The sequence below is a fragment of the Cupriavidus cauae genome (genome assembly GCF_008632125.1).
Classification (GTDB): Bacteria; Pseudomonadota; Gammaproteobacteria; order Burkholderiales; family Burkholderiaceae; genus Cupriavidus; species Cupriavidus cauae.
This window is the reverse complement of sequence record NZ_VWRN01000071.1, coordinates 78,816-93,325: the sequence shown is the minus strand read 5'-3', so window position 1 is coordinate 93,325 and position 14,510 is coordinate 78,816. Positions and strand designations below refer to the sequence as shown.

The following is a 14,510-nucleotide window of genomic DNA, read 5'->3' as shown; positions in this document are numbered from 1 at the left end:
CCGCCCGGTGAGCCGCCCTGCGCGCCGCGCCACGCGCCGCCTGACGCTCGCGGTGGCCCTGTGCGGCCTGGCGCTGGCAGCCGCCTGCAGCTCGAAGCCCGCCACCCCGCCGCCGGGCGCCATCACCGACGACCGCGCGGTCGGCGACATCCTGGTCCGCTTCACGCCGCCGGCCGTCGATACCTCGCTGCAGGCCGGCGAACTGCTGGCCCAGGCCAAGGGACCGATCCGCTTCGTGGTCAAGCGCCCGATGTCCGGCGGCACCTGGCTGGTCACCGCGATCTCGCCGTCGCCGGAGGCCACCATCGAGCAGGCGGTCACCACGCTGCGCGCGCTGCCGCGCATCGAGGCGGCCGAGGCGGACCGCCGCCTGACGCCCAGCCGGCCCAAGCCGACCGGGCGCGACATGCCGGCGAACTGAAAACCGGGCGACGGCTGCCGTTAACCGGATCGGGAAAGCGGCCAGGCAGGCGGACCACGCAGGCGGCTCGAGGCAGCCGATCGAGCAAGGCGAAACCGCCCCGGACGTCACCCCGATAGCGTGCGCTGTCGGACGAGCGCCGATTGCCCGCCCGCATTCCCCCAACTATCTTTGAGCCACATGCCCGCGAGCGCCGGCCCCTGCACCCCGGCTTCGCCCCTCCCGGAGGTGTTCATGCCGCGTTCGATTCCGCCCGTCGCCCTGCGTCTGGTCCTGGCCGCCGCCGTCTCGGCGGGCGCCATCCTGCCCCCTTCGGCCGCGATGGCCGCGACGAGTCCGGACGCCCGCCCGGCCCCGGTCTACAGCGGCAACATCATCGTCCGCTGGAAAGACGCCCCCGCCGGCACCGCGCTGATGCCGGCCGAGGCCGCCGCCGAACAGGTGCGCAAGGTCGCCGAGCAGACCGGCATCGGACTGACCGTCAAGCGGCAGATGGGCGGCAACCTGGCGTTGCTCGGCGTGCCGGCCGGCAAGGGCGCCGATCCGGAGGCGGTGGCCGCGCAGCTGCGCCAGGATCCGCGCGTGGCGGACGCGGTGCCGGACCGCTGGCTGCGGCCGCACGACACGGTGCCGAACGATCCCGAATTCGCCATCAACCAGCCCTACCTCGGCTCGCCGGCGATCATTCCGGGTGCCGCCAATCTGCCCGCTGCCTGGGACCGTTCCCGCGGCAGCGAAGGCCTGGTGATCGCGGTGGTCGATACCGGCGTGCTGCGGCACCCGGACCTGGCCGCGCGGCTGGTGGCGGGCTATGACTTCATCGCCGATCCGCTGTACTCGCAGGACGGCGACGGCCGCGATGGCGACCCGACTGATGCCGGCGACTTCGTGCCGCAGGGCTTCGCCTGCCCCGGCATGCCGGCCGCGCCGAACCAGCGTCCCAGCACCTGGCATGGCACCCGCGTCGCCAGCGTGCTGGGCGCGGTGACCAACAACGGCCAGGACATCGCCGGGGTCGACTGGAGCGCGCGCATCCAGCCGCTGCGCGTTTCGGGCCGCTGCGGCGCCCTGCTGTCCGATACCGTCGACGCGATGCGCTGGGCCGGCGGCCTGCCGGTACCGAACGTCCCGAACAATCCCACGCCGGCGCGCGTGGTCAATATCAGCCTCGGCGCAGGTACTTGCAGCAGCTTCGAGCAGCAGGCGGTGGATGAGCTCGCCGCGCGCGGCGTCGTCGTGGTGGCCGCCGCCGGCAACAGCGCCGGCGCGGTGGAAGCGCCGGCCGACTGCCGTGGCGTGATCGCGGTGACCGCCCATGTCAACGACGGCGAAAACGCCAGCTATGCCAACGTCGGCCCGCAGATCGCGATCAGCGCGCCCGGTGGCGGCTGTGCCAACAGCAAGGTGTCCAACGGGACCTGCCTGGCTCCGCCGTCGACGATCCGCACGCTGACCAACGACGGCGAAACGACGGCGCGCAATTACACCCTGGTGAACTCGCAGGGCACCAGCTTCGCCGCGCCGATGGTGTCGGGCGTCGCCTCGCTGATGCTGGCGGTCAACGGCAACCTGACCAGCGCCCAGGTCACCGAACTGCTCAAGAGCAGCGCGCGCCCGCATCCGGCCAATACCTATTGCACGACGGGCAATAACGCCGGCAATTGCGGCGCCGGGTTGCTGGACGCGAACCGCGCGCTGGCCGCGGCCGCGGGTGCGCCGGTTCCCCCGGCGCCGCCTCCCGGCAACAACGGCGGCGGTGGCGACGATGGTGGCGGCGGTGCCGTGCCGCTGTGGAGCGGTGCCGCCCTGGCGCTGGCCGGTCTGTTCGCCGTGCTGCTGCCGTCCGGCCGTCGCCGCCAGGCGCGGCGCTGAATCAAGGGCCCTGAACCGAGCGCCCTGAACAGAGCGCCCTGAACAGAGTGCCCTGAACAGAGTGCCCTGAACCGAGCGCCCTGAATCGAGGGCCCTGAATCAAGGGCCCTGATTCCAGGGCCGGCGCGCTAGCCCGCGGCGGCGCGCCGCTGCCCCCACCACTGCTGTGCGAGCCACCAGGCAAAGCCGGCCACCGCGCCGGCCGCATGGGCGGCGCGCACCACGCCAAATCCCCAGGCCGCATCGAAGCGCACCGGCGCGAGCCACGACTGCTCCAGCCACAGCTTGACCAGCACGCCGGCGACCAGCGCGACACCGATCGCGCGCGACCAGCGGTCGGCGGCGAGCAGCCGCAAGGCGCCCCAGACCGCCAGCCCATGCAGCGCGCCCGACAGCCCGCCATACCAGCGAACCGCCGGCTGCCACAGCAGCGCAACCTGCACCGCGATCCCGCACACCAGCAAGGCCAGCAGCATCTGCCGTGCGCCGGCCGCGCGCCCGGCCAGCAACAGCAAACCCGATGCCGCCAGCAGATTGCCGAGCCAGTGGCGTCCATCCAGATGGACCCACATCGCGGTCAGCAGCCGCCACCACTGGCGCTCGCCCCCGGGCAGCATCAGCGCATCGCGAAGGTAGAGACCGTGCGCATGGAGCCATGGCACGAAGGTGAAGGCGGCCGACAACGCGGCGACCGCCGCCGCCGCGGCCAGGGCCGGCAGCGCGCGACGCCACGCGGACGGCGCCGCCGCGACCGGTACGGCGCCGCCGTCCTCGTGCTCGGCAACCACCGCCGCTCAGTCCTGGCCGAACACGGCCTGCCATAGCGCGCGCACATCGCGCGCCTGCGCCTCGATGGTCTGCGGCGGAACGCGGGCCTGATCCTGGCCGTCGAGCCGCAGCTTGTGCTGGCGCGCGCGGAAAGTCCGATAGGCGTCGCCGACCGCTTCGGCCAGCGTGGCGTCGATCAGGCCGAGCTGCCCCGCCATCCGCAGCAGCGCGATATTGCCGGCGTTGCGCGTCAGCTCGGGATGGGCGCGGCTGTGCAGCAGCACCAGGTACTGCACGGTGAATTCGATGTCGACCATGCCGCCGCGGTCGTGCTTCAGGTCGAAGCGGTCGCTGCGGTTCGGATGGCCCTCGGCCACCTTGTGCCGCATCGCGACGATGTCCTGACGCAGCGTGTCGGCATCGCGCGGCTGGCACAGGACCTCCTCGCGCAGCCGCTCGAAGCGCGCGCCCAGCTCGCGGTCGCCGGCGCAGAAGCGCGCGCGCGTCAGCGCCTGGTGCTCCCACACCCAGGCGGTGTTGTCGCCCTGGCGCAGCTGGTAGCGGCGGAACGACTCGAAGCTGGTGACCAGCAGGCCGGCAGCGCCGTTCGGACGAAGCCGCGTGTCGACGTCGAACAGCATGCCGGCCGCGGTATGGCTGGTCAGCCAGGTAATCAGGCGGCGCGCATAGGCGGCGTAGATCTCCGCGGCGCCGTCGTCATCGTCGTCGTGCAGGAAGATGATGTCGAGGTCGGACGCATAGCCGAGCTCCTTGCCGCCCAGCCGGCCATAGGCGATCACCGCGAAGCGCGGCGTGTCGCGATGGCGCATCGGCAGTTGCTGCCAGACCGCGGTCAGCGTGACGTCGAGCATCGCGTCGGCCAGGTCGGACAGCCGGTCGGCGATCTGCTCGACCGTCAGCCTGCCGTGCAGGTCCTGCAGCAGCACGCGGAAGGTCTCGGCATGGTGCTCGCGGCGCAGGATATCCATCTGCGCCTCGACCTGGCCGTGCGCTGCGAGCAGGCGCTCGCCGAGCCGGGCGCGGAAGGCCTCCCAGTCCGGCACGCTGGCGAGCGCCTCGGCATCGAGCAGTTCGTCGAGCAGTTGCGGATGCCGCGTCAGATAGGTGGCGGCCCAGCGCGACGCGTGCAAGGTATGGGCGACGCGCTCCATCGCCTGCGGATACTCGGACAGCAGCGACAGATACGAGGCGCGCCGGCTGATCGCATCGAAGAAGTCTAGAAAGCGCGCAATGGTGGCATCGGCATCGTCCTGCCGTCCGGCCAGGTCGAGCGCGCGGTTGACCAGCAGGTCGAAGCGCGCGCGGCTCTGCTCGGACAGCGCGCGGTAGCGCGGCGAGGCCGCCGTGGCGCGCAGCCGCTCCAGCAACCCGACGCAGTCGGAATAGCCCGCCTGCGCAAGCCGCGCGCACGGCGCCTCTTCGTCCTCGCCGTGCGCCAGCGCCGGCCACAGCGTCTCGGCGGGCGGCTGGCCCTGCTCCGGGTCGGAGAAGGTGACCTCGAACTGCTGTGCCACCGGCTCCTGCAGTTCCGCCAATCGCGCCTGCAGCGCGGGCCAGTCCGCGCAGCCCATCATGCGCGCCACCGCGGACTGCTCCTGCTCGCTGGTCGGCAGATGGTGGGTCTGCGCATCGTCGCGATACTGCAGCCGGTGCTCCAGCTGGCGCAGGAAGCGATAGGCATCCGACAGCTGCAGCGCCTGCCCCGCCGGCAGCAGCCCGCGCTCGACCGCGATCGCCAGCACCTCCAGCGTCGGCCGCGCGCGCAGTGCCAGGTCCTGGCCGCCGCGGATCAGCTGGAACACCTGCGCCATGAATTCGATCTCGCGGATGCCGCCGCGCCCCAGCTTGATATCGGCCGAGCGCTGGTTGACGCCATGGCCGGCCAGACCCCCGCTGCGCTTGGCTGCCTCGGCGCGGATCTGCGCATGCAGCGAGCGGATCGCGGCGATCACGCCGTAGTCCAGATAGCGGCGGAACACGAAGGGCGTGGTCAGCCGCGCCAGCTGATCGGCGGTGCGCTGCGCGTGCGGCGTGGCCAGCGACGACACCACGCGGCCCTTGATCCAGGCGTAGCGCTCCCATTCGCGGCCCTGCACCACCAGGTATTCCTCCAGCATGCCGAGGCTGCAGGCCAGCGGCCCGGCGTCGCCGTTCGGCCGCAGCCGCATGTCGACGCGGAACACATAGCCGTCGGCGGTGGTCTCGGCCAGCACGCTGATCAGGCGCCGGCCCAGCCGCGTGAAGTATTCATGATTCGACAGGCTGCGCTGGCCGCCCGCGGTGTCGCCGTCCTCGTCGTAGAGAAAGATCAGGTCGATATCGGACGAGACGTTCAGCTCGCGGCCGCCGAGCTTGCCCATGCCGACCACGATCAGCTCCTGTACCTCGCCGCTGTGCTCGCCGACGGGTCGGCCGAAGGTCGGCGCCATGTCCTCGGTCAGCGTGGCCAGCGCATGCTGGATCGACAGCTCGGCCAGGTCGGTCATCGCGCCGGTGACCTCGGCCAGCGTGGCCAGCCCGCGCAGATCGCGCTCGATGACGATGCACATCACCTCGGCGCGCAGCCGCCGCAGCGCCTGGCCGATCGCCTGCTCGGCGTCGGCGGCCGGCTGCCGCAGCTCGGCCAGCCGCGCTTCCATCCAGACCCGCGTCAGCGGCTCGGCGCTGGCCTGGGCGACCAGGGCCGGCAGTTCGGGCCGGGCCTGCATCACGCGCCGCACGTAGTGCGAGGCGGCCGCCGAGTACAATGCGTGTCCCCCGCAATCGGCGGGGTCGAGACCGGTCGCCGCGGCCACCGCAAAGGCGCCGCTTGCCATGCCGCCCAGGCCGCTGGCCGCGGTGGCGGCATCGACGGCAACGGCGGCGTCGGCGGCATGCCGACCGGCGCCCGCCTGGGAACTCGCGATATCTGGGGAAGTCATTCCTGTCACTTGGATGGATCGCGGCAGAGGAACGCCGCGCGAGGAATCATGCGCCACCGGTAACGCCGCCCGGGCTGGCTTCGAATTGGAGAGCGGCTAGTATTGTCGGATAATCTGCGCATGTCCAGCCGCGCCACCCCACCCGCCGAACGCCCCACCCCGTCCAGCGGCGCGGCTGCAACCCCAGGGTCCGCGGGCTCCCCCGCCGGTGCCGCGGCGGCCCAGGGTTCCGGTTCCGGTACCGCTTCCTCGACCTCCCCTCCCTCCGGCAAGTCGTTTTCGACCTCGGCCTGGCGCCGCCGGGCCGGCCAGCTGTTTCGCTCCCTGAAGGTCTCGCCGCGCGCCATCGGCCGCGCCGTCGCGGCAGCGGTACGCCACCGCTGCTGGGGCTGGATCGCGCGCTGGCTGCTGCGCATCGGCGTCACGCTGGCGGCCGTGGCCGCGGTGCTGTTCCTGCTGATGCGTTTCGTGCTGTGGCCCCAGGCCGCGGGCGCACGCGCCTGGCTGGAGCAACGCGGCTCGGAGGCGCTGTCGGCCCACCTGACCATCGCCGCGCTGGAGACCACCTGGGATGGCTGGCATCCGGCCTTCCATGCGCGCGGCGTGCGTCTGGTCGACGACCAGCAGCGCGTGCTGCTGTCGGCCGAGACGCTGCAGGGCGCGCTGTCCTGGCAGTCGCTGAGCACGCTCGAGTTGCGCTTCGCCCGCTTCGACGCCAACCACGCCGACGTGCTGGTGCACCGCTCGGCGCAGGGCCGGCTGGAGGTGGCGGGCATGCCGATGCGCACGCAGGACCGCAGCGGCGGCGACGATCATCGCTTTCTCGACTGGCTGCTGGCGCAGGGCTCGGTCACGCTGACCGGCGGCAAGGTCCGCTGGCTCGACGAGCAGCGCGGCCTGCCGGTGCTGGAGGTCGGCGACATCCTGCTGCGTTCGACCCGCAGCGGCGCCCGCCACGACCTGCGGCTGGAAGCGCGCTCGGCCGCGCTGGCCGCGCGCCCGCTGGTGGTCACCGGCACCTTCCGCCATACCTATCTGCATGCGCAGGGCGACTGGCGCAACTGGCGCGGCCAGGCCAGCTGGGATATCGGCCAGTTGCAGCTGCCCGCGGTGCAGCGCTACCTGAGCCTGTTCGAGCGGGTCGACAGCGGCGTGCTGAGCAGCGACGGCACCATCGAGTTCGCCAATGGCGAGATGCTGCGCAGCCAGGCCCGGCTGCGCGCCAACGCGCTCGATCTGCGCCTGGCCGGCGCGGCCGAGCCCTTGCGGCTGAACCAGTCGCAGGCGCTGCTGCTGCATCGGCGCGAAGGCGCCGACAACCAGCTGACCGTCGACACGCTGCTGTGGGAGCCCGCCGGCGCGCAGGCCCAGGCCACCGGCGGCGCCTGGCGCGAAGGCATGCGCCGCGTCACGCTGCGCTGGGCGCGCGACGACAACGGCGCGCTGCGGCGGCTGGCGCTGAAGGCGCCGACGCTCGACCTCGACGCGCTGCGCGCGCTGTCGACCGCGATGCCGCTCGATACCGCGCTGGCCCGCCAGGTGCGCGCGCTGCGGCCGTCCGGCCGGCTCGACAATCTCGACGTCGACTGGACCCGCGAGCGCGGCGGCCTGCTGCAGCGGCAAGGCGGTCCCGCCCGCTATCGCATCCAAGGCACGCTGCGCAACGTGTCGGTGCGCGAGCAGCCGGCCGAACCGGCGTTCGACAAGGACGGCCATGCGAACCTGGGCATTCCCGGCTTCAGCGGCCTGTCCGGCAACTTCTCCTTTGACCAGCAGGGCGGCAGCGCGCGCTTCGAGGGCACCCAGGCCACGCTGACCTTCCCCGGCGTCTTCGAAGACCCGCGCCTGCCCTTCGACGAACTGGCCGGCGCATTCGAGTGGCGCCGCGAGGGCGGCAAGCTGGTGGTGCGCACCGACGGCATCCGCTTCGCCAACGCCGACACGGCCGGCACCGTGCGCGGCAGCTGGCGCGAAGGCGGCGACGGCCACGCCGGCATTGCGGAACTGGACGGCGAGCTCGGCCGCGCGCAGATCGCACGCGTGCCGCGCTACCTGCCGCTGCACATTCCCGCCAGTACGCGCCAGTATCTGGCCGGCGCGCTGGCGGGCGGCGAGTCCGAGGCGGTCCGTTTCCAGGTCAAGGGAGATCTCGCCCACTTCCCTTTCCATGGTGACGCCGCCCGGCATGGCGACTTCCACGTGGACGTGCCGCTGCGGCAGGCGTCCTACCAGATCGACCCGCACGGTCCGGACGGCAAGCCGCTGTGGCCGCTGTTCACCGAGATCGACGGCAGCCTGCGGTTCGAGCGCGGCGCGATGGCGCTGAACGTCGAGCGCGCCTCGGTGCAGGGCCTGGCCGGCGTGGCGCTGCGCGACGTCAAGGGCCGCATCGACGAGCTGGACCACCGCGGACGGCTGACGCTGGACGGCAGCGCCAGCGGCCCGATGCAGGGTTTCCTGCGCTATATCGCCAGCAGCCCGGTGCGCGAGTGGACCGGCAACGTCACCGGCGACGCGCGCGGCCAGGGCAATGGCGAATTGCGGCTCAAGCTGGACCTGCCGCTGGCCGATGCCACCCGCAGCAAGGTCGAGGGCCAGTACCGCCTGACCGGCAACGACGTGGTGCTGGCGCCGGGCCTGCCGATGCTGGGCGGCGCCACCGGCACGGTGACCTTCAACGAGCACGGTTTCCAGCTCGATGCGGTGCGCGCGCGCCTGCTCGGCGGCGAGGTGCGCGCCAGCGGCGGCACGCAGTCCGACGGCACGGTGCGCGTGACCGCGGCCGGCAGCGCCAACTCGCGCGGCATCGCCGAGGCGCTGTCCGGTGCCGGGCTGACGCCGCTGGCGCGCCGCTTCGACGGCAATGCCAGCTACCAGGCGGTGATCGGCGTGCGCGAACGCCAGCCGGTGATCTCGTTCACCGCGGACCTCGCCGGCATGGCGGTCGACCTGCCGGCGCCGCTGACCAAGCCGGCCGGGCAACCGGCGCCACTGCGCCTGGAGGTACGACCGGTGGCCGGACGCGCGGGCCACGAGGAACTCGAACTGCAATACGGCGCGATGCTGAACGCCCGCTATCTGCTGCGCCGTGGCGCCGGCGGCGTCGAGGTCGTCAACGGCGGCATCGGCATCGGTCAGCCGGCGCCCACGCCCGCCACCGGGGTCAGCGCCGCGCTGGCGGTCGAGCGCTTCGATCTGGACGGCTGGCGCGCGGCGCTCGCCAGTGCACCCGCCAGCGGCTCCGCCGACGACAAGGGCGGCGGCGCGCGCGAACCGGCCACGGCCTCGTATCTGCCGGAGCGCATCACCGCGCGTTCGCGCACGCTGCTCGCCTTCGGCCGCGAGCTCGACGACGTGACGCTGGACGCCGTGCGCACCGCGCAGGCCGGCGATCCCGGCTGGCAGTTCCGCCTCGACTCGCGCCAGATCGCCGGCCAGATGCAGTGGCGCGCGGTGCCGTCCAGCCCGGGCGGCGCGCTGACGCTGCGGCTGTCGCGGCTGAACATCCCCGACAGCCAGGACACCAGCAAGGTCGCCGACGCGCTGGCCGGCCAGATCGAGCAACTGCCGTCGATCGACCTGCAGGCCGAGCGCTTCGAACTGCGTGGCCACGACTTCGGCAAGCTGCAGGTAAAGGCGCACAGCGCGCTCGACAATGGCGAACCGGTCTGGACGCTGGAATCGCTGACGCTGGAACAGCCCGGCGCGACCTTCACCGGCCAGGGCAGCTGGCGCGTGCCGCGTCGCGTGCGCGACAGCGGCAAGGCCGGCGGCCAGCGCCGCACACTGCTCAGCTTCAACGTCGACGTGCGCAATGCCGGCGATGTACTCGACCGGCTCGGCATGCCGCATACGCTGCGCGACGGCAAGGGCAAGCTCGAGGGCCGCATCCGCTGGATCGGCTCGCCGCTGGCGATAGACTACCCCTCGCTGAACGGCCGCGTGGCGCTCAAGCTCGAGAATGGCCAGATCGTCAGCGTCGAGCCCGGGGCGGCCAAGCTGCTGGGCGTGCTGAGCCTGCAGAGCGTGATGCGGCTGGTGACGCTGGACTTCCGCGGCATCGCCGGCGAGGGCCTGGTGTTCGACGAGATCAGCGCGACCGGCACCATCGAGAACGGCATCGCCAGCACCAGCGACTTCCGCCTGAAGAGCCCGCAGGTCAGCGCGGCGATGACCGGCAGCGCCAATCTTCCGCAGGAAACGCAGGATCTGGAGGTCGCGCTGGTGCCGCGCATCAACGCGACCTCGGCTTCGGTCGCCGCCGCCTTCATCAATCCGGCGCTCGGGATCGGCACGCTGGCGGCGCAATTGCTGTTCGCCGACGAGTTCTCCAAGGCCTTCACGCAGCACTACAAGGTGACAGGAAGCTGGGCCGAGCCGCGGATCGCCAAGGTCGGCGACAATAACGCGGACGGGTCCAGGCGCGCTCCCGATCGCCGCCAGCCCGAGCAGTCCTACATGCCGTAATTGCGCCCACGCGCATCGAGGAAACGCCATGCCAGCCGCCGATCCCGCTACCCGCCCCACCAGCGCGCCAGCCAGCCCTGCCGCTTCCCCCTCCGCCACGCCGAGCGCGACGCGTGCAATGCGTGTTGCCGCGATCCAGACCGTGACCGGCACCGCGCTCGACGCCAACCTGGCGCGCGCCGATGCGCTGATCGCCGAGGCCGCCCGCGGCGGCGCCGAGCTGGTGCTGCTGCCCGAGTATTTCTGCCTGATGGGTCGCCATGAGAGCGACAAGGTCGCGGTGCGGGAGCAGGACGGCGACGGACCGATCCAGCGCTTCCTGGCCGATGCAGCAAGGCGCCACGGCATCTGGCTGGTCGGCGGCACGCTGCCGCTGTGGTGCGAGGACGCCGAGCGCGTCCGCAACAGCTCGCTCGCCTTCGACCCACAGGGCGAACGGGTGGCGCGCTACGACAAGATCCACCTGTTCGGCTTCACCCGCGGGGAGGAGCGCTACGACGAGTCGCGCACGATCCTGGCCGGCCGCGAGCCGGTGACCTTCGATGCGCCGTGCGGCCGGGTCGCGATGTCGGTCTGCTACGACCTGCGCTTTCCCGAGCTGTATCGGCAGATGGCGAGCACCGACAGCGAGAACGGCCTGGCCTTGATCCTGATGCCGGCCGCCTTCACCTACACCACCGGGCAGGCGCATTGGGAAATCCTGCTGCGCGCCCGCGCGATCGAGAACCAGTGCTATGTGCTGGCGGCGGCCCAGGGCGGCAAGCACGAGAACGGCCGGCGCACCTGGGGTCACTCGATGCTGGTCGATCCCTGGGGCGAGGTGCTGGCCATGCTGCCCGAGGGCGAGGGCGTGGTCAGCGGCACGCTGGACCCGGCGCGCATCGCCGAAGTGCGGCAGAACCTGCCTGCGCTGCGCCACCGGGTGCTGTAGCATGGACACCCGTAGGACCCGACCGAACCGTGGTACCTGACCGAACCGTAGTACCGAACATTCGGGCGCCGCACCAGCCGGCGCCCCACCCTTGCGGCTGCCGGCCCGATGCCGGGCAGCGCGACACCGAATCCAACAGAGGACATTCATGAACGCCGGCGATCTCGGAATCCGCAATCTCGCCACCGCACAGCAGCTGCTGCTGAACCCGTACGGGCTTGACGAAGCCCGGCTGCAACGCGTGCTGGCCGACATCTTCACGCACAAGGTCGACTACGCCGACCTGTATTTCCAGTACACCCGCAGCGAGGCCTGGAGCCTTGAAGAAGGCATCGTCAAGTCGGGCAGCTTCAATATCGACCAGGGCGTTGGCGTGCGCGCCGTGTCGGGCGACCGCACCGCCTTCGCCTACTCCGACGAGATCAGCCTGGAGGCGTTGCTGCAGGCCAGCGCCGCGACCCGCACCATCGGCAAGGTCGGCAGCGGCCGCACCAAGGTGGCGGGTTCGCTGGCCTCGCAGGGCGGCCGCGACCTGTACGCACCCAACGATCCGCTCGATTCGATGCCGGCGGCCGAGAAGGTCGCGCTGCTCGAGCGCGTCGAGAAGATGGCGCGCGCCAAGGACCCGCGCATCGTGCAGGTGATGGCGGGCCTGGCCGGCGAATACGACGTGGTGTTGATCGCCCGCAGCGACGGCGTGATCGCCGCCGACGTGCGGCCGCTGGTGCGCGTGTCCGTCACGGTGATCGCCGAGCAGAACGGCCGGCGCGAGATGGGCACCTCGGGCGGCGGCGGCCGTTATCACTACGGCTACTTCAGCGACGATCTGCTGCGCACCTATGTCGACGAGGCGGTGTCGTCGGCGCTGGTCAACCTGGAGGCGCGCCCCGCCCCGGCCGGCGCGATGACCGTCGTGCTCGGCCCGGGCTGGCCCGGCGTGCTGCTGCACGAGGCGGTCGGCCACGGGCTGGAAGGCGACTTCAACCGCAAGGGCTCGTCGGCCTTTGCCGGCCGCATGGGCGAGCGCGTGGCGGCCAAGGGCGTTACCGTGGTCGACGACGGCACGCTGGAAGGCCGCCGCGGTTCGCTGAACCTCGACGACGAAGGCAATCCGACCCAGTGCACCACGCTGATCGAGGACGGCATCCTGCGCGGCTATATCCAGGACACGCTGAACGCGCGGCTGATGAAGATGCCGGTGACCGGCAACGCGCGCCGCGAGAGCTTCGCCGCGCTGCCGATGCCGCGCATGACCAATACCTACATGCTGAACGGCGACCGCGACCCGCAGGAGATCATCGCCAGCGTCAAGCGCGGCCTGTACGCGGTCAACTTCGGCGGCGGCCAGGTCGACATCACCAACGGCAAGTTCGTGTTCTCGGCCAGCGAGGCCTACCTGATCGAGGACGGCAAGATCACCGCGCCGGTCAAGGGCGCAACGCTGGTCGGCAACGGTCCCGAATCGCTGAAGGACGTCACCATGATCGGCAACGACATGCGGCTGGACTCGGGCGTGGGCGTCTGCGGCAAGGAAGGCCAGAGCGTGCCGGTCGGCGTTGGCCAGCCGACCCTGCGCATCGAGAACATGACGGTGGGCGGCACCGCCTGACGGCCGCGGGCGTCGGCGCCGCTGCTGCGCCGACGCCACAGCCGGCCCTCTTCCGCCTTGCCCGGGCGTTTCGGCGCGCTTGCCAAGCGTGCCGAAACGGGCTATAAAGTGGCTTCGTCGCCGGCGCTTGCCGCCTCTCCGACACGCGATACCGACGAAAACAGACGCAATACCAATCGCAAGACCGACCGAATACCGCGATTTCCTCCCACATGTCCGCCAAGTTTTACTTTTACTTTTTTAGCGATCTCGCACCGCTGGCGGAAGGAGAGGATCAGTCGTAAGCGCCTCCCAAGATTGCAAAAAAGCCGCCAGCAGACCTGGCGGCTTTTTTTTTGGCCCGACTTTCCCCGCAGCATCGAATACCCCCACTCTCACGACCTGACAAGACCTGGAGCCATCATGTTGAAGAACACCGACGACCTTCGTATTCGCGAACTGAAGGAGCTGCTGCCGCCGGCGCACCTGATCCGCGAGTTCTCCCTGTCGGAGAAGGCGTCGGACGTCATCTACGGCGCGCGCCAGGCGATGCACCGCATCCTGCATGGCATGGACGACCGGCTGATCGTCATCATCGGCCCCTGCTCGATCCACGACACCCGCGCCGCGCTCGAATACGCCAAGCTGCTGAAGGAGCAGCGCGATCGCTTCAGCAACGAGCTCGAGGTCGTGATGCGGGTCTACTTCGAGAAGCCGCGCACCACGGTCGGCTGGAAGGGGCTGATCAACGATCCGCACATGGACGGCAGCTTCAAGATCAACGACGGCCTGCGCACCGCGCGCGAGCTGTTGCTCAATATCAGCGAGATGGGCCTGCCGGCGGGCACCGAATACCTCGACATGATTTCGCCGCAGTACATCGCCGACCTGGTCAGCTGGGGCGCGATCGGCGCGCGCACCACCGAATCGCAGGTGCATCGCGAGCTGGCCTCGGGGCTGTCGTGCCCGGTGGGGTTCAAGAACGGCACCGACGGCAACGTCAAGATCGCGGTCGATGCGATCAAGGCCGCCTCGCAGCCGCACCATTTCCTGTCGGTCACCAAGGGCGGCCATTCGGCGATCGTGTCGACCTCGGGCAACGAGGACTGCCACATCATCCTGCGCGGCGGCAAGAATCCGAACTACGACGCCGAAAGCGTGCAGCAGGCCTGCGACGCGATTTCCAAGGCCGGGCTCGCGGCGCGGCTGATGATCGACGCCTCGCACGCCAACAGCAGCAAGAAGCACGAGAACCAGATCCCGGTCTGCGAGGACATCGGCCGCCAGCTCGCCGCGGGCGACGACCGCATCATCGGCGTGATGGTCGAATCGCACCTGATCGCCGGCCGCCAGGACCATGTCCAGGGCGCGCCGATCGACTCGCTGACCTACGGCCAGTCGGTCACCGACGCCTGCATCGGCTGGGACGATTCGGTCCGCGTGCTGGAGATCCTGGCCAACGCGGTCAAGGCGCGGCGGTTGGCGAAGGGCAGCGGAAACTGATGAACGCTGAGTTGGCGG

Annotated in this window: 8 protein-coding genes; 6 read left to right on the top strand and 2 right to left on the bottom strand. The window is 71.1% G+C overall.

What is annotated here, in order from left to right:
* Positions 1–7: 7 nt before the first annotated feature.
* Together F1599_RS24445 and mprA are read left to right on the top strand one after the other, a co-directional pair.
* Positions 8–421, top strand: coding sequence for a hypothetical protein (locus tag F1599_RS24445; protein ID WP_149319431.1), 414 nt, complete (start codon positions 8–10; stop codon positions 419–421).
* Positions 422–655: 234 nt separating this feature from the next.
* Positions 656–2,293 carry an MprA protease, GlyGly-CTERM protein-sorting domain-containing form gene (gene mprA, locus F1599_RS24440; protein WP_150084794.1) on the top strand — a complete coding sequence of 546 codons (1,638 nt, stop codon included), beginning with the start codon at positions 656–658 and terminating at the stop codon, positions 2,291–2,293.
* Between the two features lie 128 nt (positions 2,294–2,421).
* Here mprA and rrtA read toward each other — a convergent pair whose 3' ends face one another.
* On the bottom strand, positions 2,422–3,081 hold the full coding sequence (gene rrtA / locus F1599_RS24435; RefSeq protein WP_370639586.1) for a rhombosortase: 660 nt from the start codon (positions 3,079–3,081) through the stop codon (positions 2,422–2,424).
* A gap of 6 nt (positions 3,082–3,087) precedes the next feature.
* A complete protein-coding gene (gene glnE, locus F1599_RS24430; protein WP_455423661.1) occupies positions 3,088–5,898 on the bottom strand; it encodes a bifunctional [glutamate--ammonia ligase]-adenylyl-L-tyrosine phosphorylase/[glutamate--ammonia-ligase] adenylyltransferase in 2,811 nt (936 codons plus the stop codon).
* 225 nt (positions 5,899–6,123) lie between these two features.
* Here glnE and F1599_RS24425 point away from each other — a divergent pair, with 225 nt between their 5' ends.
* The 4 genes from F1599_RS24425 (at position 6,124) to aroG (ending at position 14,492) form a co-directional block, all read left to right on the top strand.
* Complete coding sequence (locus F1599_RS24425) at positions 6,124–10,470, top strand: YhdP family protein (protein WP_150084792.1); 4,347 nt, start codon at positions 6,124–6,126, stop codon at positions 10,468–10,470.
* A 118-nt stretch (positions 10,471–10,588) separates the two neighbouring features.
* Complete coding sequence (locus F1599_RS24420; RefSeq protein ID WP_149319433.1) at positions 10,589–11,401, top strand: carbon-nitrogen hydrolase family protein; 813 nt, start codon at positions 10,589–10,591, stop codon at positions 11,399–11,401.
* Between the two features lie 148 nt (positions 11,402–11,549).
* Complete coding sequence (gene tldD, locus F1599_RS24415) at positions 11,550–13,010, top strand: metalloprotease TldD (protein WP_149319335.1); 1,461 nt, start codon at positions 11,550–11,552, stop codon at positions 13,008–13,010.
* Between the two features lie 402 nt (positions 13,011–13,412).
* Positions 13,413–14,492 (top strand): 3-deoxy-7-phosphoheptulonate synthase AroG, encoded by a 1,080-nt coding sequence (aroG, locus tag F1599_RS24410; protein ID WP_174105859.1) that lies wholly within the window; start codon positions 13,413–13,415, stop codon positions 14,490–14,492.
* Positions 14,493–14,510 lie beyond the last annotated feature (18 nt).

Bases quoted from the DNA above. Each gene is read 5' to 3' on its own strand.
- glnE (WP_455423661.1), bottom strand. From the start codon at position 5,898: ATGGCAAGCGGCGCCTTTGCGGTGGCCGCGGCGACCGGTCTCGACCCC.
- F1599_RS24420 (WP_149319433.1), top strand. From the start codon at position 10,589: ATGCGTGTTGCCGCGATCCAGACCGTGACCGGCACCGCGCTCGACGCC.
- aroG (WP_174105859.1), top strand. From the start codon at position 13,413: ATGTTGAAGAACACCGACGACCTTCGTATTCGCGAACTGAAGGAGCTG.
- tldD (WP_149319335.1), top strand. From the start codon at position 11,550: ATGAACGCCGGCGATCTCGGAATCCGCAATCTCGCCACCGCACAGCAG.
- mprA (WP_150084794.1), top strand. From the start codon at position 656: ATGCCGCGTTCGATTCCGCCCGTCGCCCTGCGTCTGGTCCTGGCCGCC.
- F1599_RS24425 (WP_150084792.1), top strand. From the start codon at position 6,124: ATGTCCAGCCGCGCCACCCCACCCGCCGAACGCCCCACCCCGTCCAGC.